Below are 25,849 nucleotides of genomic sequence, written 5' to 3'. Positions count from 1 at the left end.
GGTGCGCTGTTACAGCGGCAGCTTGACCAGGTCTTCCATCGCGCCCATGACCTTGTTGCGCACCTGCATCAACATGGAGAACGACAGGCTGGCCTCCTGGCTGGCGAGCATGGCGCCCACGAGGTCGTCGCTGGCGCCGCTGTCCACCTCGGCCATCTTCACCCCGGCGTCATGGTCCTGCTGGTTGACGCCATGCACGGCCGCCATCATGCGTTCCGCAAAGCCACCGGCCCCGTGGGCCGCGCCGGCTTCGTCCGTGGCGCCCACGATCGGGGCCGGGGCGCTCAAGGCGCTCAGTTGTTCCTGGATCTGGCGCAGGTCGGCCTGGATCAGGGCAGCGGTTGCTTGGCTCATGGGGGAGGCATCCTTCAAAAATCACCGTGCAACGCGGGTCTGCAGCTGGGGTCACCCAGGCATTGGTTGCAAATTGTTCTCCATTGTAAGTGATGTTTTACAAATGATGCGTATAAATCATCAAAAATGCAAAATGCGTCGTTTTTGCGCACTTTGTTGCGGTGACTGCCATCCTGCGGGTGTCTTTCATGGATGTTCGTAGCCCGTAGTGGTCGCTTTTAAGGGTTTTCCATAGGAAAATATGGTGAAATTAGGTGGATTGTTGATTTTTCAGTAGCATGTGTATCTGTTTCACATGGCTTCTCGCCCCGTCGGGGCGCAAGGGTGGGGGCCGCCTTGCGCGGTGATGCAGCTATGCAGTATGGATTTGAGCTCACGGTAGGGGGGGTGTTTGTCCTGGCGGCGGGCGGCTGGGGGATTTCCGTCTACCTGGGCTTGCGCAGGGCGCGCCGCGCGCTGGAGCAGGCGCAGCAGACGCTGGCCGAGCGCAATGAGTTCCTGGGCATGATGGCCCATGAGATGCTGACCCCATTGCAGACGCTGATCAGCTCGGTCGAGCTCATCGAGCTCAGCGGGCGCCTGCCTTCAGATGATCAGGCGTTTCGGCGCCTGCGCCGCAGCGCCCAGCAGTTGGAGGCGCAGATGAACGACACGGTGGAATTTGCGCGCCTGAGTGGCGGGCGCCTGAAGGTGTCGCCCATGCTGTTCCAGCCCGACCTGATGATGCGCATCATCGTCTCCGAATACGAGGAGGCGGCGCGCGAGCGCGGCGTGCGGCTCGAGGTGTGCATGGATCCGGAGCCCTGCCCGCGGGTCATCACCGACCCCGCCCGGCTGCGGCAGATCATCACCAACCTGATTTCCAACAGCGTGAAATACGCCAACCCAGGCGAGGTGCTGTGCTCGGTGCAGGTGCAGGATGCACCCGCCCAGGTCACCATCGCCGTGATGGACCGGGGACCGGGATTCGATGCCTCGGTCGATGTGTGGGCGCCCTTCGTGCGCGGCAGCAAGGCGCCACAGGGCGCAGGCCTGGGGTTGGCGGTGGTCAAGCTCATGTCCGACCTGTTGCAGGGCACGGCCCGCGTGGTCAGCCGTGTGGGCGAGGGCACGGCCTTCATTGTGCAGATTCCAGTGGAGGTCGAGCACACCCAGGAGGTCCGGTTGGCGGCGCCCGCGCACCAGCGCCTGCGCGTGCTGGTGGTCGATGACAACGACGATGTGCGCCAGGGGCTGCTGGCCATGCTGCAGGCCCTGGGGGCCCAGGCGGACGGTGCCGCGAGCGTGGCCCGTGCCATGCAGATGCTGCAAGCCACCAAGTACGACGGCATGGTGCTGGACCTGTGCCTACATGACGGCAGCGGCTACGACGTGGCCCGTGCGGCGCGCCAGCCTGGGGGGTTGAACCTCGGGACGCCGATCGTGGCGCTGTCGGCCTACCACGAGAGCGATGCGCAGGGGGACCTGCTGCTGGCCGCGAAGTTCGACAAGCCGATCTCTGTGGCGCGCCTGCGCTCGGCCATGGAGTTCTTCGTCTGAGAGGCTGAGAATCTTTTGTCCATGCCCGCCATGCACGCCAAAACACCCTGGCTCGTTGTTGTAAATGCTCGCCGTGGACCGAGCTATGGCTGTGCTTTGCGCCTGGATCCAGGGCGTTGTGGCGCGCCTTTCTGTCACGGCCCAAAAACTCCCAGCCTCTGAGCCTCACCGCGCGTTGAAGGCCGGCATGGAGGTCGGGCGGGACGGGCGGGACGGGAGGGCGTTAGCTGCTTTCGCCCAGGAGTTGTTTCACCTGAGAGATCAAGAGGGCCAGGCGGAAGGGCTTTTCGATCACCTGGATGCGCAGGGTCAGTGCCATGCGCGCAATCTCCTCTTCGGCGGCATTGCCCGAGGCGATCGCGCCGGTGGTCAGGATCATCGGTGCCGCAGGCTGGGCGCGGCGTATGGCGCGCAGCGCGTCGGCGGCGGTCTGGCCGCCCAGCCACCAGTCCACGATGTAGGCGTCAAAGGGTGCAATGGCCGCTTCGGAGGACAGGTCCGAGGCCGAGGCGAAGGTGCTCGCGTGGTAGCCCGAGCGCGTGAAGGCCTCCTGGAGGTTGGCGGCCAGGTCGGCGGAGTCTTCGAGGATGGCGATGCGTGGCAGCGGGCGCTGCAATGGGGTGATGGACAGGTGCAGCACCCGGTGCCGCGGCACGGTGCTGGCGGCCTCGGCGTAGGGCTGTACGCGCCACTCGCTGCCATCGTGCGTGGCCACCAGTTCGCAATGCTCGTGGGGGCCGAGTTCGGTGCCCAGGGTGGCCATGCAGGCCAGGCTGCGCGGGCCCATCTGCATCTGGGCGGCCACGGCGTCCGCAGACTCGCGCGGGGCCTGGCTGGGCTGGCTGCTGAGCGGCGTGCTGACATCCACCTGGAAGTACTGGGCGAGCGCCAGCAGGTCGGCGCTGGAGAAGGAGCCGTCCTGGAATTTGCGGAAGGCGCCCGAGCGCGACAAGCCCAGGATGACCGCCAATTGGGAGGAGTGCTTGTGGCGTGGCCAGCCCTGCGCGCTGAAAAAGGCGTGCAGGCGGCGTGAAATGACGCTGGCGGGCTGCTGCTCCTCGCCCGTGAAGTCGCCGGATGCGGGGTTGTGCGGATCGGAATGCTTGGGCTCGATCATGGTGTTTTGCTTGGTATGCAGCAAATTGGCGACAAAAAGTAACGCTTTCTTAAAAAGCGGTCCTAAAACTGGACATTTTTGTGACGCGCTGTAAAATGTTGCATTAATTGCACTCAAATGTACGTGCGGGTCAGGGGTGCGCGGTGTCGCGCTCGGCCTGTTGCGGTCCTGGATGCAGATCAATATAGCCCAACCGCCTGGTTCAAAGCCCTCTTCGTTGCCCTATGTGCAGCATTGTTTAACGTTTTTCGATCTGAGTTGACATGATGCAATCCGCGCAGTTCTCGGCTGTGCTCCATCCGGTGCTGGACGCACGCACCCTGGGGCGGCCGGTGCACCTGCTGGCGCCATTCGCGCGCAAGTTCGGCGCAGACCTGTCGGATCTGCTGCGCCAGGGCATGAATCGGCGCTACGGCACGCGCCTGGCGGTGGCCGAGGCGCGCATGGTGCACCGCCCTGCCAGCGCTGCGCCACGCTGGCAGGTGTATGGCATGCCCCAGGGGCGCATGGGCGTGGCGATGGAACGCGAACTCTTGTTGCGCCTGCTGCAATGCCGCTATGGCGTGCGCAGCGGTGAAGTGCCCGATCCTGCAACCATTCCCCTCACGGCGACCGAGGACCGGCTCGCGCGCCGGCTTGGCGAGGACATCGTGGCCGCCCTGGTGCTGCGGGTGCAGGCCGGCCTGGCGGCGCTGGCCATGGGCCCGCAGCCGGACGCCGAGGTTGAAGGGGCGCTGCAGTGGCTCGCGCAGTCGCGCGATGCCGTGGGGGCCTGGTCGCTCGTGCTGACCGTGGAGGAGCCCGGCTGGGGCCTGCGCTCCGAGGTGCAGGTCGGTCTGGACGATGCCTGGATGGAGCGCCTGCTGGCCCAGTTGACGACCGGCCGCACCCAGGCGCGGCGCGAGCGCCTGCATGCCGAAACCCATTCCCTGGCCGGGCGCATTCCCGTGCGCCTGTCCGCGCGCCTGCTGCGCCGGCGCATCACGCTGGGGGAGGTGATGGACCTGCGCCCGGGCGATGTGATCCCGGTCAGCTTCCAGAGCGCCGATGTGCTGGTCAAGGATTCGCGTCTGTTCACCGCCACGGTGGCAGAGCACAAGGGTGGGCTGTGGCTCACCGCATTCAACGACGCAGCGTGACGCTGCCTATTGCCATGAGCCAAGACAACCCCGGGTTCGACACCCTGCTGGACGACCTTCCCCCCCACCTTGCGGACGAGGGTCTGCCGCTGGCCGAGGCCGCCGTGGCCGCGCCACGCCCGCGCCGCGATTTCGCGCAGATGCTGCGCAAGATTCCGGTCACGCTGACGCTGGAGGTGGGCTCGGCCGACATCACGCTCGACCAGGTCATGGCCCTGCAGCACGACAGCGTGGTGGAGCTCGATGCCGTGGCGGGAACGCCGCTGGTGATCAAGGTCAACGGCACCCCGATCGGCCGTGCCGAGGTGGTGGTGGCGGGCGAGAACTATGGCCTGCGCGTGATCGAGCTGGCCGATCTGGACCTGCTGTCGATAGACACTCCGAACTGAGCCGGAGAGCCTGACCATGACGTTGCGACGAACGGCCGGCTGGGCCGCTGTGGCCCTGCTCGCCCTGGCGCTGGGCTGGAGCGATACGGCCTGGGCCGCCAACACGGTGCCGCTGATCAGCGTGGGGGCCAAGGGCGCCCAGACCGAGTTCACCGTGAAGACGCAGGTCCTGGTCATCATGACGCTGCTCGGGCTGCTGCCCGTGCTGATGCTGATGATGACCAGCTTCGTGCGCTTCGTGATCATCCTGTCGCTGCTGCGCCAGGCCCTGGGGCTGCAGCAGGGTCTGCCCAACCGCATCGTCACGGGCGTGGCCCTGATCCTGACCCTGCTCGTGATGCGGCCCGTGGGTGAAGATATCTGGGCGAATGCCTTCCTGCCCTACGACCAGGACAAGATCGGCCTGGAGGTCGCGCTCCAGCGGGCCGAGCAGCCCCTCTCGCGCTTCATGCTCTCGCAGACCAGCAAGAGCGCGCTGCAGCAGATCTCGGGCCTGGCCGGCGAGGCGCCGGTGGCCGATCCGGCGCAGCACGCCTTCACGGTGAAGCTGGCGGCCTTCGTGCTCAGCGAGCTCAAGACCGCCTTCCAGGTCGGCTGCATGCTGTTCATCCCGTTCATGGTGGTCGACCTCGTCGTGGCCTCGGTGCTCATGGCCATGGGCATGATGATGCTGTCGCCGCTCGTGATCTCGCTGCCGCTCAAGCTGCTGCTGTTCGTGCTGGTGGATGGCTGGACGCTGACCGTCAATACCCTGATCACCAGCATCCGGACCTATTGATGAAATTCCCCTTGAGTCGCTTCGCGCCATCCCCCCAGAGGGGGGGCGCCCCAGGTGCGGCGGGGCGGCCCTTGCACGGGGGCGCTGGCTTCGGTCGCGCCGGTTTCATGGGTTGTGGGTGGTGCCTATGCTGACGCCTGAAATCGCGGTCGATCTGGTCAGCGAGAGCCTGCACCTGGTGATGCTGCTGGTCGCGGTGCTGGTCGTGCCGGGGCTGATCGTGGGTTTGATCGTCGGGGTCTTCCAGGCAGCTACGCAGATCAACGAGCAGACCTTGAGCTTTCTGCCACGCCTGCTGGTCACGCTGCTGGCGGTGATCGTCGGCGGCCGCTGGATGGCGGGACTGCTGATGGACTTCTGCGTGGAGATCTTCCAGCGCGCCGCCACCTTGGTGGGCTAGACCCCGGGCTTGCCATGGATGCCGTCTTTCCCAGCCTGCTGGCCCAGCTGCTGGCCCTGTGGTGGCCGTTCTGCCGCATCATGGCGCTGCTCAGCGCCGCGCCGATCCTGGGCGACGGCGGCGTGCCCGTGACGCTGCGCCTGCTGCTGTCCCTGGTGCTGGCGGTGGTGCTGATGCCCGTGGCAAGGCCGGTGGTGGAGATCGATCCGCTGTCGCTGCATGCGGTGGTGGCCACTATCGAGCAGGCGGCCATCGGGGGGCTGCTGGGGCTGGCGCTGCATTTCACCACCTCGGTGATCATGGTGCTGGGCTACCTGGTGTCGAGCCAGATGGGGCTGTCGATGGCCACCATGAACGATCCGCTGTCGGGCATTTCCTCGGACGTGGTGTCCAGCCTGCTGTCCGTGCTTGGCATGCTGGTGTTCTTCTCCATGGACGGCCACCTGCTCGTCACCCAGGTGATGGGTGCGAGTTTCCAGCAGTGGCCGGTGGGTGGGGGCATCCATGTGCCGGCGCTGCGCACCGTGGCGTTCAACGTGGCCTGGGTGTTCTCCGCCGCGCTGCTGCTGGCCCTGCCGGTGGTGCTGGCGACCTTCGTGGTGCAGCTGGGTTTCGGCTTTCTCGCGCGCGTGGCGCCGACCCTGAACCTGTTCGCCCTCGGTTTTTCCGTGGTGACGCTGTTCGGCCTCGTCATGCTGGCGCTGCTGGTGCGCTACCTGCCCGAACACTACCTGCGCATGACCACCCAGGTCCTCGAAATGCTGCGCCTGAGCATGCTGGAGCGGCGCTGATGTCCGAGTCCTCCAGCGGCGACAAGACCGAAAAGCCCTCGGCGCAGAAGCTCAAGAAGGCGCGCGAGCAGGGCCAGGCCGCGCGCTCCAAGGACCTGGTGACTGCCGTGGGCATCGTGGCCAGCCTGTACCTGGTGGTCTGGCTGATGCCCGGCTACCTGCAGGATTTCCGGCAGATCTTCCACTACAGCCTGGCCCACCTCGAGGGCGACGGTGCGCTGGACAACGCCTGGTCCATGCTCTTCCTGGCTGCGGCGCTGCTGGTGCTCAAGCTCGTGGCGCCGCTCGCGCTCATGCCGCTGTTGCTGGTGCTGGCCTCCCTGGTGCCCGGGGGCTGGGTGCTTTCGTCGGAGAACCTGCAGCCCAAGTTCAGCCGGCTCAATCCGCTCACCAACCTCGGGCGGCTGTTTGGCGGCAAGCATCTGGCCGGGGTGCTTGCCTCGGTGCTCAAGGCCACCCTGCTGTCTGCCGTGCTCTGGTACCTGTGCACCCGCACCGCAGCCGACTACCTGCGCCTGCAGGGCATGGCCCTGGGCGATGCCCTCGCGCACGGCTGGGACATGGCGCTTTCCGGGGTCTTTGCCATGGCCATGGTGTTCGTGCTGTTCGGCCTGATCGACCTGCCCGTGCAGGTGTTCTTCTTTCTGCGTGGCCAGCGCATGAGCAAGCAGGACCAGAAAGATGAGCACAAGAGCAACGAAGGCCGTCCCGAGGTCAAGCAGCGCATCCGCCAGCTGCAGCGCCAGCTGTCGCGGCGCAGCGTGCGCTCGACGGTGCCCACGGCCGACGTGGTGATCGTCAACCCCGAGCACTATGCCGTGGCCCTCAAGTACGACGAGCGCCGGGCCCAGGCCCCCTTCGTGGTCGCCAAGGGCGTGGACGAAATGGCGCTTTTCATCCGCGAGGTGGCGCGCGAGCACCGCGTGGAAGTGGTGAGCATGCCGCCCCTGGCGCGTGCCATCTACCACACCAGCCAGGTGCACCAGCAGATTCCGATCCCGCTGTACACGGCGGTGGCCCTGGTCCTCAACTACGTGCTGCAGCTCAAGGCCTTCAAGGCCGGCCAGCGTCCCCATGAGCCCCGTCCGCCCACCGACGTGGCCGTGCCCCCCCATCTGTCGCCCCCCGCTTCGCCATGAATTTCCTGCCGCCCGCATTGCGCGACCTTCTGCGCCGTTACAGCTTTGCCTCGCCCCTGATGCTGCTGGCCTTGCTGGCCATGATCATCCTGCCACTGCCGCCGGCGCTGCTGGACGTGCTGTTCACGTTCAACATCGTGCTGTCGATCGTGGTCATCCTGATCAGCGTCTCGGTCAGCCGGCCGCTGGAGTTCTCCACCTTCCCGACCGTCATCCTGGGCACCACGCTGATGCGCCTGGCGCTCAACGTCGCCTCCACGCGCGTGGTGCTGTTGCATGGCCACGAGGGCACGCACGCGGCAGGCCAGGTGATCGAGGCCTTCGGCAATGTGGTGATCGGCGGCAACTTCGTGGTCGGCCTGGTGGTGTTCGTCATCCTGATGATCATCAACTTCGTGGTCGTGACCAAGGGCTCGGAGCGCATCTCCGAGGTGTCGGCGCGTTTCACGCTCGACGCGCTGCCGGGCAAGCAGATGGCCATCGACGCCGACCTCAACGCCGGCCTCATCAACCAGGAAAAAGCCCAGGCCCGCCGGCGCGAGGTCGGCATGGAGGCCGACTTCTACGGCGCCATGGACGGTGCCTCGAAGTTCGTGCGCGGCGATGCCATCGCGGGCATCCTGATCCTGTTCATCAACATGATCGGGGGCGTGGCCATCGGCGCGCTGATGCACGACCTGTCCTTTGGCGACTCCTTTCGCCAGTATGCGCTGCTGACCATCGGCGACGGCCTGGTCGCGCAGATCCCGGCGCTGCTGCTGTCGGCTGCGGCGGCCATCATCGTCACGCGGGTGAGCGACTCGGGCGACTTCGAGAGCCAGGTCAGCGGCCAGTTGCTGGCTTCGCCGCAGGCGCTGTACAGCGCGGCGGCGCTCATGACGGCGCTGGGCCTGATCCCGGGCATGCCCTGGCTCAGCTTCCTGGGGTTCGCGGCGGTGCTGGCCTTCGTGGGCTGGCGCCAGTCCCGGCGCGCGCAGCGGCCTCTGCCTGCCACCGATGCCCTGGCCCTGGGCGCGACGCTGGCCACCGCCGAGCCACCCGCCGACATCGACTGGCGCAGCCTGCCCGTGGTGGAGCCGCTGGCCGTGGCGCTGGGCTACCGCCTGGTGGGGCTGATCGACAAGGCCCAGGGCGCGCCGCTGCTCAAGCGCGTCAAGGGCGTGCGCCAGACGCACAGCGAGACCCTGGGCCTGTTGCTGCCCGCCGTGGCCGTGCGCGACGACCTCAGCATCAAGCCCTCGCAGTACGTGATCCAGCTGCGCGGCACGCCCGTGGCACGCGCCGAGGTGCCGGCCGACAAGCTCATGGCCATTCCTTCGCCCCAGCTCTACGGCGAGGTGGATGGCGAGCCCGGGGTGGACCCGGCCTATGGCATGCCGGTGGTCTGGATCAAGCCCGACGACAAGGCCCATGCCCTGGGCCTGGGCTACCAGGTGGTGGACGTGCCCAGCGTCGTCGCCACGCACCTGGGCAAGGTGGTGCGCGAGAACCTGCCCGAGCTGTTCGGCCACGAAGACGTGGTGGAGCTCATGGAGCGCCTCACGGCGCTGGCACCCCGGCTGGCCGATGCGCTTGCCAAGGCCATGACGCATGCGCAACTGCTCAAGGTGCTGCGCGTGCTGCTGGCCGAGAACGTTTCGCTCAAGGACATCGTGCCCATTGCCACCACCTTGCTCGACACCGTGGACACCACGAAGGACCCCGTCCTCATGGCGGCCGAGGTGCGCTGCACGCTGCGCCGCCAGATCGTGGAGAGCCTGTGCGGCCCGCGCCCTGAACTCAAGGTCTTCAACCTCACCGGCGAGCTTGAGAACATGCTGCTGGGCGCGCTCAACCAGGCACGCCAGGGCGGTGCCAAGGTGGCGCTGGACAATTTCGCCATCGACCCGAACCTGCTGTCGCAGCTGCAGGCCCACATGCCGCTGGCACGCGACCAGATGAAGCAGCAGACCACGCCGCCGCTGCTGCTCGTCATGCCCCAGGTGCGGCCGCTGCTGGCGCGCTATGCACGGCTGTTCGCCCCGGGGCTGGCCGTGCTGTCGTACAACGAGATCCCCGAGAACCGCGACATCAGCATCATCGGAACGGTGGGCTGAGCGCGTTCAGCACCTCGGCCGCTGCCCGAAACAGGCCGGGGGGCAGGGCCAGGTCTGCCGATCCCCACTGCGCTGCCGAAGCCGGCAAGGGGGCCACGGGCGGCAGCGGCTGGTGCTGCAGCACCTGCCAGTGCAGCAGGCGCAGGTGGGAGCGGGCCAGCGAGGCGGCCGCCAGCGTGGCGCGGCTGTGCAGCAGCGCCACGGCATCGGCCCCGGTGGCGCACAGCACCACGGCCACGGCCTGGCCCTGCAGCTCCAGGTCCACGCGCACCGGGCCGAGGCCGGGCAGGTCGAGTTCCAGGCCCAGCCGCTGGCCAGTGTTCTTGCGCTGGCCGGGTGGGCGCGCGCGCGCAGGCAGGGGCCAGAACGTGAGCCACACCCCGGGCCAAACCAGGGCGTGGAATACCAGCATGCCCTGCAGCGCCTGGGCGGGGGGCTCGCCGCCCAGGGCCATGCCGTCGGCGCGCTGCAGGCCGTGCAGAGCTTGCATCGGCGATGCTGCGGCGGGCGGTTGCCCGGGGGTGCTCTGCCGCAACTGCGCCAGCACCAGGCTGCGCCACTGCGCGGCGAGGGCCGGCACCTGCAGCGGCGCCAGCAGCAGGCGGTGCATGCCGGCCTGATCGGGCTGCACGGCCGGGGGCTGGCCTTGCGGGCGGGACGGGTCGCCACCCCCGCCGCTGCGGGGCGGTGCAGAGGCCATGCCTTCGTCGGCCAGGCCCAGGACGGCGAGCTCCAACTGGGGCGTGGTGCCCACCACGCGCACCAGCAGCAGTTGCCCGGGCTCCCAGCGCTGGCCCGCCAGCGCCGAGGCGGGGATCTGCAGCTGCTGCCCCTCGGGACCGCGGGCCAGCAGGCCGCCGTCGAATGTGGCCGTGACGCGCAGGCGCAGCAGGGGCTGCACCGGGTCGAGCCGGGGGAGCGCAGTGGCAGTGGCCGGAATGGCAGCGCCAGGGCGCGCCACCAGGGCCCGACCCGGGGCGCCCGCCGGTGCGGTGCTGCTCAGTCGCTCCAAAGCCATGCGATGCGTCCCTTGCCCGTGCCAAAGCCAAAAAAAAGCCAACCGCATGCGGTTGGCTGGTGCGGGCCGACCAAAAGGCCTGGTCTGCCCGGGTGCTGCAAGAGCGCCTTATTGCAGCAGCGACAGGGCCAGCTGCGACATGCTGTTCGACTGCTTGAGCATGCTCGTGCTGGCTTGCATCAGCATTTGCTTGGTGGTCATGTTGGCCGATTCCGAAGCGTAGTCCACATCCATGATGCGGCCCTTGGCGGCTTCGGTGTTCTGGGTCATGTTGGACAGGTTGTTGTACACATGGTCCAGGCGGTTGGCTGCGGCACCCATGGCCGAGCGCAGCGTGCCCACCGCGGCCGAGGCGGTGTCCGCCAGGGCGATGACGCCGTTGCCGGCGGCGGTGATGTCGCCACCCTGCAGGGCCGTGATGGCCGTGGCCAGGGCCGTCATCGACGCGCTGGCGTCGAAGGCGTAGGTTTCTGCACCCGAGGCACCGATCTGGAACGTGGCGGCAGCGGCGAAGGTACCACCCGTCAGCAGGGCCTGGCCACCGAACTTGGTGTTGGTCATGATGCTGGTGATTTCGGCGGACAGGGCGTCGAACTCGGCGTCCATGGCCGTCTTGTCGGTGGCGCTGGAGGTCGCGTTGGATGCTTCCGTGGCCAGATCCTTCATGCGCAGCATCATGTTGTTGACTTCGTCCAGCGCGCCTTCAGCGGTCTGCAGCATGGAGATGCCGTTTTGCGTGTTGCGCTGGGCCACGGCCATGCCGCGGGTCTGGGCATTCAGGCGGGTGGCGATCTGCAGGCCGGCGGCATCGTCCATGGCCGAGTTGACACGGAAGCCCGTGGACAGGCGCGTCATCGAGGTGGACAGGGCCTTGTTGGTCGAGCCCGAAACTGCCTGGGCGGAGAGGGAAGCCGAATTCGTGTGCAGGCTAAGCATGTCAGTTAACTCCTGGTTTGGTAGGTTACAGGCAGCGTTTTGTCGCCCGTACCTTCACAAGGCGGAGGGCCGCGCAGAAAACTTAAATCCAGGATGAAAAAAAACCGCCCGAAGGCGGTTGCGGCGAGGGGTGGCTTGCAGTGATGGGGTGCTCATCCGGCACTTTTGCCGATCAGGTAGGCGGTGCTCTGCAGCCCGACCACGGTCAGCCCCAGCGAGCCCAGGAGGTGCAGCGCGGTGGTTGCCAGCGCCCAGCCGTAGCGCTGCTGCAGCAGCATGGCCACGACCTCGGCCGAAAAGCTTGAGAACGTGGTGAGCGCGCCCAGAAAGCCCGTGACCAGTGCCAGGCGCCAGGCCGGATCGAGCTGCGGCAGCGCCTGGAACACGGCCACGCAGACGCCGATGAGGTAGCCGCCCACCAGGTTGGCTGCCAGGGTGCCCCAGGGCAGCACCGAGGTGCTGGTGCTCAGCCACAGGCCCAGCCGCCAGCGCGCCAGCGCACCCAGGCTGGCGCCGATGCAGATGGCGATGACAGGCAGCATGGCCGAGACTCTAGCAGGCGTTGAGGTGGTTGCCTCAGCGTGTCGTCGCCATCTGCTGCGGCAACCAGGTCACGATGCCCGGGAAGATGTAGATCAGCGTAACGGCTGCGCACATGAGCAGGAACATCGGCAGGGCCGTCTTGGCGATCCAGGGCAATTGGCGATTGGTCATCCCTTGCAACACGAACAGGTTGAAGCCGACTGGCGGGGTGATCTGCGCCATCTCGACCACCAGCACGACGAAGATGCCGAACCAGATCGGGTCGATGCCGGCCGCCTGTACCGTGGGCATGAGTACGCCCATGGTCAGCACCACCATCGAGATGCCGTCCAGGAAGCAGCCCAGGATGATGAAGAACACGGCCAGTGCGGCGATCAACTGCGCCTTGTTCAGCCCCAGGGATGCGATCCACTCGGCCAGGTGCCGGGGCAACCCGATGTAGCCCATGGACAGCGTGAGAAAGGCGGCACCCGCCAGTATCAGCGCGATCATGCAGTACAGGCGCGTGGCGCCCATGAGCGAATCCTTGAAGGTACCCCAGCCCATGGAGCCCTGTACGGTGGAGAGCACCAGCGAGCCCACCACGCCCACGGCGGCAGCCTCGGTGGCGGTGGCGACGCCGGTGTAGATCGAGCCCAGCACGCCCGCGATCAGCAGCACCACGGGGATCAGGCTGCGCGACTCCGAGATCTTTTCCATGAACGTCATGCGCCGGTCCGCCGCTGGCACCTGCTCGGGGTTGCGCAGCGCCCAGACCATGATGTAGCCCGAGAACAGCGCCGCCAGCAGCACGCCCGGCAGCACGCCGGCGATGAAGAGCTGCGAGATCGAGACCTCGGCCGATACGCCGTAGACGATCATGATGATCGACGGCGGGATCAGCAACCCCAGGGTACTGGCGCCGGCCAGCGTGCCGACGATCATCTTCTCGGGGTAGCCTCGGCGGGTGAGCTCGGGCAGCGTCATCTTGCCGATGGTGGCGCAGGTCGCGGCGCTGGAGCCGGAGACCGCCGCAAAGATGGTGCAGCCCACCACGTTGGTGTGCAGCAGCCGCCCGGGCAGTGACTGGACCCAGGGTGCCAAGCCCTTGAACATGTCCTGCGACAGCCGGGTGCGGAACAGGATTTCGCCCATCCAGATGAACAGGGGCAGGGCGGTCAAGGTCCAGCTGGACGCCGATCCCCAGATGGTCACGGCCATCGCATCACCCGCTGGGCGCGCGGCAAACAGTTGCATGCCGATCCAGGCCACGCCCGACAGGGTGAGTCCGATCCAGACCCCGCTGCCCAGGATCAGGAACAGCGAAAGAACCAACAGGCCGGTAATGGCGATATCACTCATGGAAGCGGCCTTGTGTCATTCGTTTCGCAGGGCGTCGCCTGGCGATGCCTGGCTGCGCCTGTCCAGGATCTCGAGCACCAGCTCGTCGATGAAGGCGATGGCCAGGATCACGGTGCCCAGGGCCATGGCGATCTGCGGGATCCACAGGGGCGTGGCATCGTTGCCGGTGGAGATGTCGTGGAACTCGTGCGACTGCCAGGCCAGCTTGCAGCTGTAGGCGGCAAACAGCAGCGCCAGCAGGCAGGCGATGGCCAGCGCCCAGATCTCGAAGGCCTTCTTGGCCTTGCCCTTGAGCGCGTTGAGCAGCAAGGTCACGCGGATGTGCTCGCCCCGCTTGAGCGTGTGCGCCAGCGCCAGAAAGCCCGACGCGGCCATCAGGTAGCCGGCATAGGCATCGGCCCCGGAAACGTGGAAATGCAGCTGGCGGCTGACGATGGACAGCAGCACCATTCCCAGCAATCCAACCATGAAAAGCGCCGCCAGGGCGGCGGCGCTGTCATACACAAAATCAAGCAGTCGGCGCATGTGGCGGCGTGCTTACTTGCGGTAGGCGTCGATCAGGGCCTTGCCGTCAGGCCCGGCCTTGTCCAGCCACTCCTTGAGCATGGTGTCGCCCACCTTGGCCATGTCGGACTTGAGCTGCGCAGCCGGGGGCAGCACTTCCATGCCATTGGCCTTGAGCTTGGCCAGGGTGTCCGTGTTGACCTTGGCGCTGGCGGCCCAGCCGCGCGTCTCGGCATCGGCCCCGGCCTTGCGCAGGGCATCCTGGGTGGGCTTGTCCAGCGCGTCGAAGGCCTTCTTGTTCACCAGCACGGCGTTCTTGGGCAGCCAGGCCTGGGTGTCGTAGTAGTACTTGAGGTGTTCGTACAGCTTGCTGTCCACGCCGGTGGCGCCCGAGGTCATGGTCGATTCGACCACCCCCGTGGCCAGTGCCTGCGAGAACTCGGCCGCCTGCACGGTCACGGGCTGGGCGCCCACCAACTCGGCGATGCGGGCCGTGGCCGGGCTGTAGGCGCGCCACTTGATGGCCTTCAGGTCGGCAGCGCTGGCCAGGGGCTTTTTCGTGTAGATGCCCTGGGGTGGCCATGCCACGGCGTACAGCAGCGTCATGCCCTGCTCGGCCAGCTTCTTTTCCAGGAAGGGCTTTTGCGCGGCGTACAGCTTCTTGGATTCGTCGTAGCTGTCGGCCAGGAAGGGCAGGCCATCGACGCCGAACAGCTGCCATTCGTTCTGGAAATTGGCCAGCAGGATCTCGCCCATCTGCGCCTGGCCACCTTGCACGGCGCGCTTGATTTCAGGTGCCTTGAACAGGGCCGCATTGGCGTGCACGGTGATCTTGAGCTTGCCGCCCGTGGCCTTGTCCACATCGGCCGCCAACTGCATCATGTTCTCGGTGTGGAAGTTGGTGGCCGGATAGGCGGCGGCCAGGTCCCACTTGGTCTGGGCAAAAGCCGCCGGAACAGACAGAGTACAGGCCAAGGCCAGCGCGGTGAGGGGAAGGATTCGACGCTTCATTGATAGCTCCGCAAGGTAGGAAACGGGGGTATGCCACTGTATAGGAAGCACTTCGTTACGACATAGGTGTTTTGCCTGAACGTTGACAAAATGCCAACAAATCATTGGTGACTTGCCTACAATCAGCCCATGCACATCCCGTGCCAGATTCGACTTTTGCGAAAGCATCCTCCATGAAACCTGCGGCCCGCCCCAAGGGCGAATCCGGCCCCATCGTGTCGTCCGCGCACCTGGTATCGGCGCAGAGCGCCGAGATGAGCGAGTTCGAGTTCGGCCTCATCGTCGCGGGCAATGCGTTTCACCGCTGGGTGGTGCACTGCATGTCCGCGGCGGGGCTCAAGGACCTCACGCCGCTCGATGTGGTGGTGCTGCACCACGTGACGCACCGGGCGCGCGACAAGCGCCTGGCCGACATCTGCTTCATCATGAACGTGGAAGACACGCACCTGGTGAACTATGCGTTGAAAAAGCTGCAGAACCTGGGCGTGGTGGCCTCCCAGAAGAACGGCAAGGAGGTGACCTACGCAGCCACCGACGTGGGCCGGGCCTATGTGCAGCGCTACCGCGAGATCCGCGAGCGCTGCCTGATCGACGCGCTGCACGCCGACGATGCCCTGAACCGCGACATCGGCGAACTGGCCCGTTTGCTGCGTGTGCTCTCGGGCATGTACGACCAGGCGGCGCGGTCGGCGGCTTCCCTGTGATGGGCGGCGGCAGCGTCCCCTGGCTTCCTCCTTTTTACCTACCGATTGCATGACGATGGCATCTTCCGCCTCCACCCACCCCGCACGCTGGCAGTTCTGGATCGACCGCGGGGGCACCTTCACCGACGTGGTCGGCAAGCGGCCCGACGGCAGCCTGGTCACGCACAAGCTGCTGTCCGAGAACCCCGAGCAGTACAAGGACGCGGCCGTGGCCGGCATCCGCCACCTGCTGGGGCTCAAGGCCGGCGAGCCAGTGACGCCCGAGCTGGTGGAGTGCGTGAAGATGGGCACCACGGTGGCCACCAATGCGCTGCTCGAGCGCAAGGGCGAACCCACGCTCCTGATCACCACCAAGGGCTTTCGCGATGCGCTGCGCATCGCCTACCAGAACCGCCCGCGCCTGTTCGACCGCCACATCGTGCTGCCCGAGCTCTTGTACACCCGCGTGATCGAGGCGCAGGAGCGCATGGGCGCGCACGGCGAGGTGATCGATGCGCTCGACGAGGCGCACCTCAAGGAGCGCCTGTGGGCCGCCTACGACGCCGGTCTGCGCAGCGCGGCCGTGGTCTTCATGCACGGCTACCGCTACACGGCGCACGAGGAGGCCGCAGCCCGCCTGGCGCGCGAAGCCGGCTTCACGCAGGTGAGCGCATCGCACGCCACCAGCCCCATGATGAAACTGGTGAGCCGGGGCGACACCACGGTGGTGGACGCCTACCTCTCGCCCATCCTGCGCCGCTACGTCGAGCAGGTGGCTGGCGAGATGCCGGGCGTGCCGCTGTTCTTCATGCAGTCCTCGGGCGGGCTGACCGACGCGCATGCCTTCCAGGGCAAGGACGCCATCCTCTCGGGCCCGGCCGGCGGCATCGTCGGCATGGCGCGCACGGCCGGCCTGGCCGGGCACCAGCGCGTGATCGGCTTCGACATGGGCGGCACGTCGACCGACGTGAGCCACTACGCGGGCGAGTTCGAGCGCGAGTTCGAGACCCAGGTGGCCGGCGTGCGCATGCGCGCGCCGATGATGAGCATCCACACCGTGGCGGCCGGCGGCGGCTCCATCCTCGGCTTCGACGGCGCACGCTTTCGCGTCGGCCCCGAGAGTGCCGGCGCCAACCCCGGCCCGGCCAGCTACCGCCGCGGCGGCCCGCTGGCCGTGACCGATGCCAACGTGATGGTCGGCAAGATCCAGCCGGCGCACTTTCCGCGCGTGTTCGGCCATGGGGCCAACGAGGCGCTCGATGGCGATGCCGTGGCGCAGAAGTTTGCCGACCTGTCGCAGCAGACCGGCCGTGCGGGCGAGGACGTGGCCCACGGCTTCATCCAGATCGCCGTGCAGCAGATGGCCAACGCCATCAAGAAGATCTCGGTGGCGCGCGGCTACGACGTGACGCGCTACACCCTGCAGTGCTTTGGCGGCGCGGGCGGCCAGCATGCCTGCCTGGTGGCCGATGCCCTGGGCATGACGCGCGTGTTCGTGCACCCGCTGGCCGGTGTGCTCAGCGCCTACGGCATGGGCCTGGCCGACCAGAACGTGATCCGCGAGCAGGCGGTGGAATGCAAGCTGGCGCCCGAGGCCCTGGCGGGCATCGAGTCCACGCTGGAGCGCCTGGCCACGGCCGCGCGCTCCGAACTGGAGCAGCAGGCCGGCGACGGCACCGCCACGGTGCACCGGCGCGTGCATGTGCGCTACGAGGGCAGCGATAGCGCCCTCATCGTGCCCTTCGGCAGCATCGAGGCCATCACGTCAGGCTTCGAGCAAGCCTACCGCCAGCGTTTCGCCTTCCTCATGCAAGGCAAGGGCCTGGTGGTGGAAGCCGTCTCGGTCGAGGCCGTGGTGGCTGGCGATGCGCCCGTGGAGCCGCGCCACGCCCTGAACCCGGCGCGCGCGGTACCGCGCCGCAGCACGGTGCGCATGTACACCGGCGGCACCGACGGCGTGCCCGCCTGGCACGACGCGGCCCTGGTGGTGCGCGAGGACCTGCGCCCTGGCGACGTGGTCCCCGGCCCGGCCATCATTGCCGAGAAGAACGCCACCACCATCGTCGAGCCCGGCTGGGAGGCGCAGCTGACCGACCTCGATCACCTGCTGCTGGAGCGCCGCGTGGCGCGTGCCGTGCAGCACGCCGTGGGCACCACGGTGGACCCGGTGCTGCTCGAAGTGTTCAACAACCTGTTCATGAACATCGCCGAGCAGATGGGCCTGCAACTGCAGAACACCGCCTACTCGGTGAACATCAAGGAGCGCCTGGATTTCAGCTGCGCGCTGTTCGACACGGCGGGCAACCTGATCGCCAATGCGCCGCACATGCCGGTGCACCTCGGCTCCATGGGCGAGAGCATCAAGACCGTGATCCGCGACAACGCGGGCCGCATGCAGCCCGGTGACGTGTACGTGCTCAACGACCCCTACCACGGCGGCACGCACCTGCCCGACATCACGGTGATCACGCCGGTCTACATCGGCGAGGAGGCCGAACCCACCTTCTACGTGGGCAGCCGCGGCCACCATGCGGATGTGGGCGGCATCACGCCGGGATCGATGCCCCCGTTCTCCACGCGCATCGAGGAAGAAGGCGTGCAGATCAACAACGTGAAGCTCGTGGAGCGCGGTGTGCTGCGCGAGGCGGAGATGATCGCCTTGCTGGAAAGCGGCGAGTACCCCTCGCGCAACCCGCAGCAGAACATGGCCGACCTGCGCGCGCAGATCGCCGCCAACGAAAAGGGCCAGCAGGAGCTGCGCCGCATGGTGGGCGAGTTCGGCCTCGATGTCGTGCAGGCCTACATGCGCCATGTGCAGGACAACGCCGAGGAATCGGTGCGCCGCGTGATCACGCGCCTGAAGGACGGCCAGTTCACCCTGCCGCTGGACAACGGCTCGCAGATCACCGTGGCCGTGCGCGTGGATGCGGCAAGCCGCAGCGCCGAGATCGACTTCACCGGCACCAGCGCGCAGCAGACGCACAACTTCAACGCGCCCACGGCGGTGTGCATGGCGGCGGTGCTCTACGTGTTCCGCACCCTGGTGCAGGACGACATTCCGCTGAACGCGGGGTGTCTGAAGCCGCTCAAGGTCATCATCCCGCCGGGCTCCATGCTCAACCCGAACCCACCGGCCTCGGTGGTGGCAGGCAACGTGGAGACCTCCACCTGCATCACCAATGCCCTCTACGGCGCGCTGGGCCTGATGGCGGCGGGGCAGTGCACCATGAACAACTTCACCTTCGGCAGCGAGCGCTACCAGTACTACGAGACCATCTCGGGTGGCAGCGGTGCGGGTGGCGTGTGGGACGCATCGGGTGCGCTGGTGGACGGCTTCGCCGGCACGAGCGTGGTGCAGTGCCACATGACCAATTCGCGCCTCACCGACCCCGAGGTGCTGGAGTTCCGCTTCCCGGTGCGGCTCGAAGGCTACGAGATCCGCAAGGGCTCGGGCGGTGCCGGCCGCTGGGCCGGCGGCGATGGTGGCGTGCGCCGCGTGCGCTTCCTCGAACCCATGACGGCCAGCATCCTCTCCAATGGCCGCCACCACGGCGCCTTCGGCATGGCCGGCGGCTCGCCGGGGGCCGTGGGGGTCAACAAGGTGGTGCGTGCCGATGGCAAGGTGGAGGCGCTCGACCACATCGGCCAGGCGCAGATGCAGCCGGGCGATGTGTTCGAGATCCACACGCCAGGGGGCGGGGGCTTCGGCCAGCCCCGTTGAGGTTCAGGAGTCCTTGCGCCCGGGGGGCGTGACGCTGCTCAGGCTGGGCGGCACGTCCTGCCCGGCCTGGCGGGCCCGGAAGAGGGCTGCGCGCATCAGGAAGATGGAGGTCACCGGCACGGTGACGGCCACGAAGCCGGCGATCAGCAGCGCATGCAGCGCCAGGCTGCCATCGGCCACCGAGAAGTAGACCACCGTGGCGTGCATGATGCACCAGCAGCCCATGGTCGCTGCGATGGAAGGCGCGTGCAGGCGCTCGAAGAAGGTCGGCAGGCGCAGCAGGCCGGTGGCGCCCAGCAGCGCCAGGCCTGCGCCCAGCAGCACCAACGCGGCCACGACGATCTCCAGCCACAGGGGCAGGGCGGTTGCAACGTCGTTCATTCGATCACCTCGCCGCGCAGCAGAAACTTGGCCATGGCCACCGAGCCCACGAAGCTGAACAGCGCCAGCAGCAGCGCCGCCTCGAAGTAGTTCTTGCTGCCGTACAGCAGGCCCAGCACCAGCATGAGCAGCATGCCATTGAGGTACATGCAGTCGAGCGCGAGCACCCGGTCCTGCGCCGAGGGGCCCTTGAGCAGGCGGGCCAGCGCGCAACCCATGGCCAGCACCAGCATGAAGAGGGCGGCGGGCAGGGCCCAGTCGAGTATGGGGGTCATGATTCGAATATCTCCATGAGGGGGTGCTCGTAGCGCCGCTTGATCTGGGCGATGAACGCCGCTTCATCGCCCACCTCCAGCACGTGCAGCATGAGCATGCTGCGGTCCACCGCAAGCTCGGCCCAGGCCGTTCCGGGGGCGATGCTGACGATGACCGCCAGCACCGCCAGCGCATTGGCATCGCGCAGTTCCAGCGGGATCTGCACGAAGCCCGAGGGATGGCGCCTGTGGCCGGGCGAGAGCAGCAGCCGCGAGACGGCGATGTTCGATTGCACGGTGTCGGCCATCACCGTGAGGGCCAGGCGCAGCACGGTGCCCGGGGCGCGTATGCGCACCGGCAGCGGGCGCAGCCCTGCCGTGAGCAGCGGTATGGCCAGCGCGAGGATGCCGCCCAGCACCAGATTGCCTGCACTGACCGAACGGTTGAGCAGCAGCCACAGTGCGAGCAGCGCCAGGGACAGCAGGGGCGCGGGGAGGATGCGCTTGACGACCCGCATCATTGCGGCCTTCCGTTCGCGCCGGGCGCGGTACCGGGCGGGTTGGGGATGGGCCTGGCGGACATCACAGCCTGCACATAGGTGCTGGGCGCGTGCAGGGCATCGGCCGTGGCCTGGGTGTAGCGCATCACGGCACCGGCCTGCCAGGTCAGCAGCGCGCAGCCCACGAGCAGCATGGCGATGGGCAGGCCTTCGAGCACCAGCAGCTTGGGCGAGGCGCGGTCGTGCGAGGCCCAGAAATGGCGTATGCCCGCCCGCGTGAGTGCGATCAACGCCAGCAGGCCCGTGGCCACCATCAGTGCCAGCAGCGCCCAGCCTGCGGAGCCGAGCACGAGCCCGCCCGACGGCCCCAGGCCCAGCGGGTTGAGCAGGGCATGGATCATGGCGAACTTGCCCACGAAGCCGGGCAGCGGCGGCAGCCCGGCGATCACCAGGGTGCAGGCCATGAAGGCCAGGCCCAGGAAGGCCACGGCGGCGGGGATGACCTGGCCGATCAGCACCTCCTCCTTGTCGTCCAGGTTCAGGCCCTGCGCGGGCACCAGGTCGGGGGTGAGGAAGGGGGCGTCGTCGGTCTGCTCGTAGGGCGCGAGGTTGGAGCCGTCATTGCGCCAACGGTCGATCAGGTCGGTTAGCAGGAACAGGGCGCTCACGGCCAGCGTGGAGCCCAGCAGGTAGTACAGCAGCCCGGCCGTGAGCAGGGTCTGCCCGAAGCCCAGGGCCGCCAGCAGCGTGCCCGACGAGAGGATGGCCGCATAGCCCGCCAGGTGCCCCAGGCGCTGCGAGCCCAGCATGCCCACGGCGCCGAACGCCATGGTCACCAGCCCCGCGCCGATGATCCACTGGCTGCCGAACTGGGCCGAGTCGCCCGCATCGCTGCTGAACATCAGCGTCCATAGCCGCAGGATGCTGTACACGCCCACCTTGGTCATCAGCGCGAACAGGGCGCCCACCGGCGCGGTGGCCGCGCTGTAGGCCGGCACCAGCCAGAAGTTGAGCGGCCACACGGCGGCCTTGATGAGAAAGGCCACGGCCAGGATGCCGGCCGCCGCATGCAGCAACCCCCGGTCGGACGCATCGATGCCCGCGATGCCACGCGCCAGGTCGGCCATGTTCAGCGTACCGGTGATGCCGTAGAGCATGGACACGCCGATCAGGAACAGCGACGAGGCCGCGAGGTTGATGGCGATGTAGTGCAGCCCGGCCGACACGCGCGGCCGGCCCGAGCCGTGCAGCAGCAGCCCGTACGAGGCGGCAAGCATGATCTCGAAGAACACGAACAGGTTGAACAGGTCGGCCGTGAGAAAGGCACCCGCCAGCCCCATGAGCTGGAACTGGAACAGCGGGTGAAAGTGCACCCCCGCCTTGTGCCAGCGGGCGACCGAGAACAGCACCGTGGCCAGCGCCACCGTGCTGGCCAGCACCAGCATCATGGCCGAGAGGCGGTCGAGCGCCAGCACGATGCCGAAGGGCGCCGGCCAGTTGCCCGGCAGGTACACCCCCAGGCTGGTCTGCACGCCGGGCTGCTTGGCCTGCACCAGCAGCAGCACGGCGATGACCAGGCCGAGGAATGTGGACACCACGTTCATGGCCACCTTGGTGCGCTGGCGCTCTTCGCGCAGCAGCAGCATGAGCCCGGCCGTGAGCAGCGGCAGCGCAATCGGCGCCAGGATCAGGTGCGGCATCAGCAGCGCCGTGACGTGTGCGGTCAGCTCGCCCATCATGGCATCTCCTGGGCGTCTTGGGCGCGGGTGCCGTCCACATGGTCGGTGCCCGACATGCCGCGCGATGCCAGCAGCACCACCAGGAACAGCGCCGTCATGGCAAAGCCGATGACGATGGCCGTGAGCGTGAGCGCCTGGGGCATGGGGTCTGCGTAATGCGCCAGGTCCTGCGGCAGGCCGGCCCGCAGCACCGGCTCCTTGTTGATGGCCAGGCCGAGGCGGCCCATGCTGAAGATGAACAGGTTCACGGCATAGGACAGCAGCGCCAGCCCCATGATGACCTGGAAGGTACGCGGGCGCAGCAGCAGCCACACGCCCGAGCCGGTGAGTATGCCGATGGCCAGGGCCAGAATCAGTTCCATCAGAGGGCTCCTTGGGCAGTGGGGGCGTTGTTCGGGACGGTGGCGACCGAGGCGGCGGCCATGGCGGCCGCCTGCTCCTCCAGCGCTTCCTCGGCAGCGCGGGCGTTGTAGCGGTGGCTGCGCACCGACTGGTGGGCAATGGCCGTGAGGATCAGCAAGGTGGAGCCCACCACCAGCGTGAACACGCCGATGTCGAAGAACAGGGCACTGGCCACGTGGACCTCACCCACCACCGGCAGGTGCAGGTGCGCCGTGTGGCTGGTGAGGAAGGGGTAGCCCCAGAACAGCGCCCCCAGGCCCGTGGCCAGGGCGATCAGCAGGCCGGTGCCGATCCAGCGGCGCGGGTACAGGGGCAGGTGGGCCTCGACCCACGAGGTGCCCGACACCATGTACTGCAGCAGCAGCGCCACCGAGAACACCAGCCCGGCCACGAAGCCGCCGCCCGGCTCGTTGTGCCCGCGCATGAAGAGGTACACCGCCACCAGGGTCGCAAACGGCAGCAGCAGGCGCACCAGCACCGCGGGCACCATGAGGTAGCCCACGGCGGTGTCGGTGGTCTGGCGCGGGTTGGCCAGGTCGGTGGCCACATCGGCCGGCACGGCACGCTGCTGGGGCGGCAGGTCCATCACCTCGCGTGCCGGGCGAAAGCGCCGCAGCAGCGCATACACGGTGAGCGCCACGATGCCCAGCACCACGATCTCGCCGAAGGTGTCGAAGCCGCGGAAGTCCACCAGCATCACGTTGACCACGTTGGTGCCACCGCCATCAGTGAGGGCGCGCTCCAGGAAGAAGGTGGAGGTGCTTTCGGGGAAGGGCCGGCTCATCATGGCGAACGACAGCAGCGCCATGCCGCAGCCGGTGACCAGGGCCAGGGTCATGTCGCGGTAGCGGCGCAGCTGGGTGCGGCGCTCCTGCGCCAGCGTGGGCACGCGCAGGCTCTCGTCGCGCCGCGGCAGCCAGCGCAGGCCCAGCAGGATGAGGATGGTGGTCACCACCTCCACCACGATCTGCGTGAGCGCCAGGTCCGGTGCCGAGAACCACAGGAAGGTCAGGCAGGTGCACAGGCCCGCGCCACCGAGCAGCGTGAGGGCCGCCAGCCGGTGGTACTTGGCCTGCCACGCGGCCGCCACGGCACACAGGGAACCCAGCAGCCAGAGCACCGCGAACGCGGGCGACAGCGGCAGTTGCTCACGCGCACCGATCGGCAGGCCGCGCGCCCACAGCGGCAGCGTGCCGGCCACCAGGGCCGCAGCCACCAGCCACAGCATCTGCCACTGCAGGCGCCCGGTGCCCAGCAGGCGCCGGCCACTGCGCCCGGCCAGCGACAGCCAGGCCAGCAGGCCTTCGAACAGCTGCTTGCCGTTGATGTGGCGCATGAGCGGCGGTGCATCGAGCGCACCGCGCGCGCGCAGCCAGCGCAGCAGCAGGTACAGCGCAATGCCGCCGGCCAGCGCCACCAGGCTCATCACGAACGGGGTGTTGAAGCCGTGCCAGACCGCCAGGCTGTAGGTCGGCAACTCGCCGCCCACCACCGGGCGCGCGGCGGCCTGCAGCACGGCGCCGACAGACCAGGCCGGCAAGATGCCCACCACCAGGCAGGCCAGCACCAGCAGCTCGACCGGCACGCGCATCCAGTGCGGGGGCTCGTGCGGGGCATGGGGCAGGCCGGTGGCGGGCGGGCCCCAGAACACGTCGACCGTGAAGCGCAGCGAGTACGCCACGCTGAAGATGCCAGCCACGGTGGCGGCCACGGGCAGCAGGGTTTCGAGCCAGGGCACGGTGTTCACGAACACCGTCTCGGCGAAGAACATCTCCTTGGACAGAAAGCCGTTGAGCAGCGGCACGCCCGCCATGGCCGCGCTGGCCACCATGGCCAGCGTGCCGGTGATGGGCATCATGCGCACCAGGCCCGACAGGCGGCGGATGTCGCGCGTGCCGCTCTCATGGTCGACGATGCCGGCCGCCATGAACAGCGATGCCTTGAAGGTCGCGTGGTTCATGATGTGGAACACCGCCGCCACGGCCGCCAGCGGGCTGTTCAGTCCCAAGAGCAGCGTGATGAGCCCCAGGTGCGAGATGGTGGAGTAGGCCAGCAGCCCCTTGAGGTCGTTCTGGAACATGGCCGCATAGCCGCCCACCAGCAGCGTGCACAGGCCTGCGCCGCCGACCAGCCAGAACCACTGCTCCGTGCCCGCCAGCGCTGGCCACAGCCGCGCCAGCAAAAAGACGCCGGCCTTGACCATGGTGGCAGAGTGCAGGTAGGCCGATACCGGCGTGGGCGCCGCCATGGCGTTCGGCAGCCAGAAGTGGAAGGGGAACTGCGCGCTCTTGGTGAAGGCACCCAGCAGGATCAGCACCAGCGCCGTGAGGTACAGCGGGTGCGCCTTGATCAGTGCGTCGGCGGCCAGCACGTGGTCCAGGTCGTAGCTGCCCACGATGTGGCCCAGCACCAGCATGCCGGCCAGCATGCACAGCCCGCCCGTGCCGGTGACGGTGAGCGCCATGCGCGCGCCGCGCCGTGCATCCTTGCGGTGGTGCCAGTAGCCGATCAGCAAAAAGGAGAACAGGCTGGTGAGCTCCCAGAACAGCGCGATCTGGATGATGTTGCCCGAGAGCACCACGCCCACCATGGCGCCCATGAAGGCCAGGAAGAACGAGAAAAAGCGCGGCACCGGGTCGGCCGCCGACATGTAGTAGCGCGCATACAGCACCACCAGCGAACCCACGCCCAGCACCAGCATGCAGAACATCCAGGCGAAGCCATCCAGGCGCAGCACCAGGTTCAGGCCGAGTGCCGGCAGCCAGACGATCTCCTGGCGCAGCACCTCGCCGCCCGCGATCTGCGGAAAGTAGAGCGCGGCCTGCACGGTGCAGAACAGGGCGATGAGCCCGGCCAGGGTGGACTCGGTGTTGCGGGCGTTGGCGGGCAGGATGGCCGCCAGAAGACTGCCGATGAAGGGGAGAAGGATGAGGGTGATCAGGGGCATGCCCGAACGATTTTAGGGGGTGCTTCAAAAGTCCCTTTGCAAGGTCCGGAGAGGCAGCACCCTGCATGGCGTGGACAGCGCCCATGAAAAAGCCCGCCGAAGCGGGCTGGTGGGTGGGCGATGCGCC

The 25,849-nt window shown here is 67.7% G+C and carries 24 protein-coding genes; 10 read left to right on the top strand and 14 right to left on the bottom strand.

Features of this window, described 5'->3' with window-relative positions; genetic code table 11:
* Positions 1 to 9: 9 nt before the first annotated feature.
* Entirely contained in the window at positions 10 to 354 is a 345-nt protein-coding gene (locus U5N23_RS04990) for a flagellar hook-basal body complex protein FliE (RefSeq protein ID WP_322591728.1), read from the bottom strand.
* Positions 355 to 708: 354 nt separating this feature from the next.
* Here U5N23_RS04990 and U5N23_RS04985 point away from each other — a divergent pair, with 354 nt between their 5' ends.
* On the top strand, positions 709 to 1,893 hold the full coding sequence (locus U5N23_RS04985; protein WP_322591727.1) for a hybrid sensor histidine kinase/response regulator: 1,185 nt from the start codon (positions 709 to 711) through the stop codon (positions 1,891 to 1,893).
* A gap of 223 nt (positions 1,894 to 2,116) precedes the next feature.
* Here the strand turns inward: U5N23_RS04985 and U5N23_RS04980 are convergent, their stop codons facing one another.
* Entirely contained in the window at positions 2,117 to 3,010 is an 894-nt protein-coding gene (locus U5N23_RS04980) for a helix-turn-helix domain-containing protein (protein WP_322591726.1), read from the bottom strand.
* 263 nt (positions 3,011 to 3,273) lie between these two features.
* On the opposite strand from U5N23_RS04980, the gene U5N23_RS04975 reads away from it, so the two are divergent.
* From U5N23_RS04975 to U5N23_RS04945, 7 genes are all read left to right on the top strand, one after another.
* On the top strand, positions 3,274 to 4,149 hold the full coding sequence (locus U5N23_RS04975; RefSeq protein ID WP_322591725.1) for a FliM/FliN family flagellar motor switch protein: 876 nt from the start codon (positions 3,274 to 3,276) through the stop codon (positions 4,147 to 4,149).
* A 14-nt stretch (positions 4,150 to 4,163) separates the two neighbouring features.
* Positions 4,164 to 4,538, top strand: a complete 375-nt coding sequence (locus tag U5N23_RS04970) for a FliM/FliN family flagellar motor switch protein (RefSeq protein WP_322591724.1) — start codon at positions 4,164 to 4,166, stop codon at positions 4,536 to 4,538.
* 16 nt (positions 4,539 to 4,554) lie between these two features.
* Positions 4,555 to 5,316 carry a flagellar type III secretion system pore protein FliP gene (gene fliP / locus U5N23_RS04965; protein WP_322591723.1) on the top strand — a complete coding sequence of 254 codons (762 nt, stop codon included), beginning with the start codon at positions 4,555 to 4,557 and terminating at the stop codon, positions 5,314 to 5,316.
* A gap of 127 nt (positions 5,317 to 5,443) precedes the next feature.
* Complete coding sequence (gene fliQ / locus U5N23_RS04960) at positions 5,444 to 5,716, top strand: flagellar biosynthesis protein FliQ (RefSeq protein ID WP_322591722.1); 273 nt, start codon at positions 5,444 to 5,446, stop codon at positions 5,714 to 5,716.
* Positions 5,717 to 5,730: 14 nt separating this feature from the next.
* The gene (fliR, locus tag U5N23_RS04955; protein ID WP_322591721.1) at positions 5,731 to 6,507 is read left to right on the top strand and encodes a flagellar biosynthetic protein FliR; all 777 of its coding nucleotides are present in this window, start codon (positions 5,731 to 5,733) and stop codon (positions 6,505 to 6,507) included.
* Positions 6,507 to 7,646: a flagellar type III secretion system protein FlhB gene (locus U5N23_RS04950; RefSeq protein ID WP_322591720.1), complete on the top strand. Its 1,140-nt coding sequence runs from the start codon at positions 6,507 to 6,509 to the stop codon at positions 7,644 to 7,646. The genes fliR and U5N23_RS04950 overlap by 1 nt, the downstream gene beginning before the upstream one ends.
* On the top strand, positions 7,643 to 9,742 hold the full coding sequence (locus U5N23_RS04945) for a flagellar biosynthesis protein FlhA (protein ID WP_322591719.1): 2,100 nt from the start codon (positions 7,643 to 7,645) through the stop codon (positions 9,740 to 9,742). The genes U5N23_RS04950 and U5N23_RS04945 overlap by 4 nt, the downstream gene beginning before the upstream one ends.
* Here the strand turns inward: U5N23_RS04945 and U5N23_RS04940 are convergent.
* From U5N23_RS04940 to U5N23_RS04915, 6 genes are all read right to left on the bottom strand, one after another.
* Positions 9,723 to 10,760 carry a hypothetical protein gene (locus tag U5N23_RS04940; RefSeq protein ID WP_322591718.1) on the bottom strand — a complete coding sequence of 346 codons (1,038 nt, stop codon included), beginning with the start codon at positions 10,758 to 10,760 and terminating at the stop codon, positions 9,723 to 9,725. The genes U5N23_RS04945 and U5N23_RS04940 overlap by 20 nt on opposite strands.
* Positions 10,761 to 10,868: 108 nt before the next feature.
* Positions 10,869 to 11,696 carry a flagellin gene (locus U5N23_RS04935; protein ID WP_322591717.1) on the bottom strand — a complete coding sequence of 276 codons (828 nt, stop codon included), beginning with the start codon at positions 11,694 to 11,696 and terminating at the stop codon, positions 10,869 to 10,871.
* Between the two features lie 152 nt (positions 11,697 to 11,848).
* A complete protein-coding gene (gene crcB / locus U5N23_RS04930) occupies positions 11,849 to 12,238 on the bottom strand; it encodes a fluoride efflux transporter CrcB (RefSeq protein WP_322591716.1) in 390 nt (129 codons plus the stop codon).
* A gap of 34 nt (positions 12,239 to 12,272) precedes the next feature.
* Positions 12,273 to 13,580: a TRAP transporter large permease subunit gene (locus U5N23_RS04925; RefSeq protein ID WP_322591715.1), complete on the bottom strand. Its 1,308-nt coding sequence runs from the start codon at positions 13,578 to 13,580 to the stop codon at positions 12,273 to 12,275.
* A gap of 15 nt (positions 13,581 to 13,595) precedes the next feature.
* The gene (locus U5N23_RS04920) at positions 13,596 to 14,105 is read right to left on the bottom strand and encodes a TRAP transporter small permease (protein WP_322591714.1); all 510 of its coding nucleotides are present in this window, start codon (positions 14,103 to 14,105) and stop codon (positions 13,596 to 13,598) included.
* A 12-nt stretch (positions 14,106 to 14,117) separates the two neighbouring features.
* Positions 14,118 to 15,095 carry a TRAP transporter substrate-binding protein gene (locus U5N23_RS04915; RefSeq protein WP_322591713.1) on the bottom strand — a complete coding sequence of 326 codons (978 nt, stop codon included), beginning with the start codon at positions 15,093 to 15,095 and terminating at the stop codon, positions 14,118 to 14,120.
* Positions 15,096 to 15,268: 173 nt separating this feature from the next.
* Here U5N23_RS04915 and U5N23_RS04910 point away from each other — a divergent pair, with 173 nt between their 5' ends.
* Both U5N23_RS04910 and U5N23_RS04905 read left to right on the top strand, forming a co-directional pair.
* Positions 15,269 to 15,799 carry a winged helix DNA-binding protein gene (locus tag U5N23_RS04910; protein ID WP_322591712.1) on the top strand — a complete coding sequence of 177 codons (531 nt, stop codon included), beginning with the start codon at positions 15,269 to 15,271 and terminating at the stop codon, positions 15,797 to 15,799.
* 55 nt (positions 15,800 to 15,854) lie between these two features.
* On the top strand, positions 15,855 to 19,499 hold the full coding sequence (locus tag U5N23_RS04905; protein ID WP_322591711.1) for a hydantoinase B/oxoprolinase family protein: 3,645 nt from the start codon (positions 15,855 to 15,857) through the stop codon (positions 19,497 to 19,499).
* A 3-nt stretch (positions 19,500 to 19,502) separates the two neighbouring features.
* Here the strand turns inward: U5N23_RS04905 and mnhG are convergent, their stop codons facing one another.
* Genes mnhG through U5N23_RS04875 form a run of 6 tightly spaced genes read right to left on the bottom strand, consistent with a single transcriptional unit; the run spans position 19,503 to position 25,722 of the window.
* Positions 19,503 to 19,880 carry a monovalent cation/H(+) antiporter subunit G gene (gene mnhG / locus U5N23_RS04900; protein WP_322591710.1) on the bottom strand — a complete coding sequence of 126 codons (378 nt, stop codon included), beginning with the start codon at positions 19,878 to 19,880 and terminating at the stop codon, positions 19,503 to 19,505.
* Positions 19,877 to 20,155 (bottom strand): K+/H+ antiporter subunit F, encoded by a 279-nt coding sequence (locus U5N23_RS04895; protein WP_322591709.1) that lies wholly within the window; start codon positions 20,153 to 20,155, stop codon positions 19,877 to 19,879. Before U5N23_RS04895 ends, mnhG begins: the two co-directional genes overlap by 4 nt.
* Positions 20,152 to 20,655: a Na+/H+ antiporter subunit E gene (locus tag U5N23_RS04890; protein WP_322591708.1), complete on the bottom strand. Its 504-nt coding sequence runs from the start codon at positions 20,653 to 20,655 to the stop codon at positions 20,152 to 20,154. The genes U5N23_RS04895 and U5N23_RS04890 overlap by 4 nt, the downstream gene beginning before the upstream one ends.
* Positions 20,652 to 22,370, bottom strand: coding sequence for a monovalent cation/H+ antiporter subunit D (locus U5N23_RS04885; protein ID WP_322591707.1), 1,719 nt, complete (start codon positions 22,368 to 22,370; stop codon positions 20,652 to 20,654). The genes U5N23_RS04890 and U5N23_RS04885 overlap by 4 nt, the downstream gene beginning before the upstream one ends.
* Positions 22,370 to 22,735, bottom strand: coding sequence for a Na+/H+ antiporter subunit C (locus U5N23_RS04880; protein ID WP_322591706.1), 366 nt, complete (start codon positions 22,733 to 22,735; stop codon positions 22,370 to 22,372). The genes U5N23_RS04885 and U5N23_RS04880 overlap by 1 nt, the downstream gene beginning before the upstream one ends.
* Positions 22,735 to 25,722 carry a monovalent cation/H+ antiporter subunit A gene (locus U5N23_RS04875; RefSeq protein WP_322591705.1) on the bottom strand — a complete coding sequence of 996 codons (2,988 nt, stop codon included), beginning with the start codon at positions 25,720 to 25,722 and terminating at the stop codon, positions 22,735 to 22,737. Before U5N23_RS04875 ends, U5N23_RS04880 begins: the two co-directional genes overlap by 1 nt.
* Positions 25,723 to 25,849 lie beyond the last annotated feature (127 nt).

The organism is Acidovorax sp. (genome assembly GCF_034519795.1).
In the GTDB taxonomy this organism is placed as follows: domain Bacteria; phylum Pseudomonadota; class Gammaproteobacteria; order Burkholderiales; family Burkholderiaceae_C; genus Acidovorax.
Note: the sequence above shows the minus strand (reverse complement) of the source record. Positions and strands in the feature narration are given on the sequence as shown.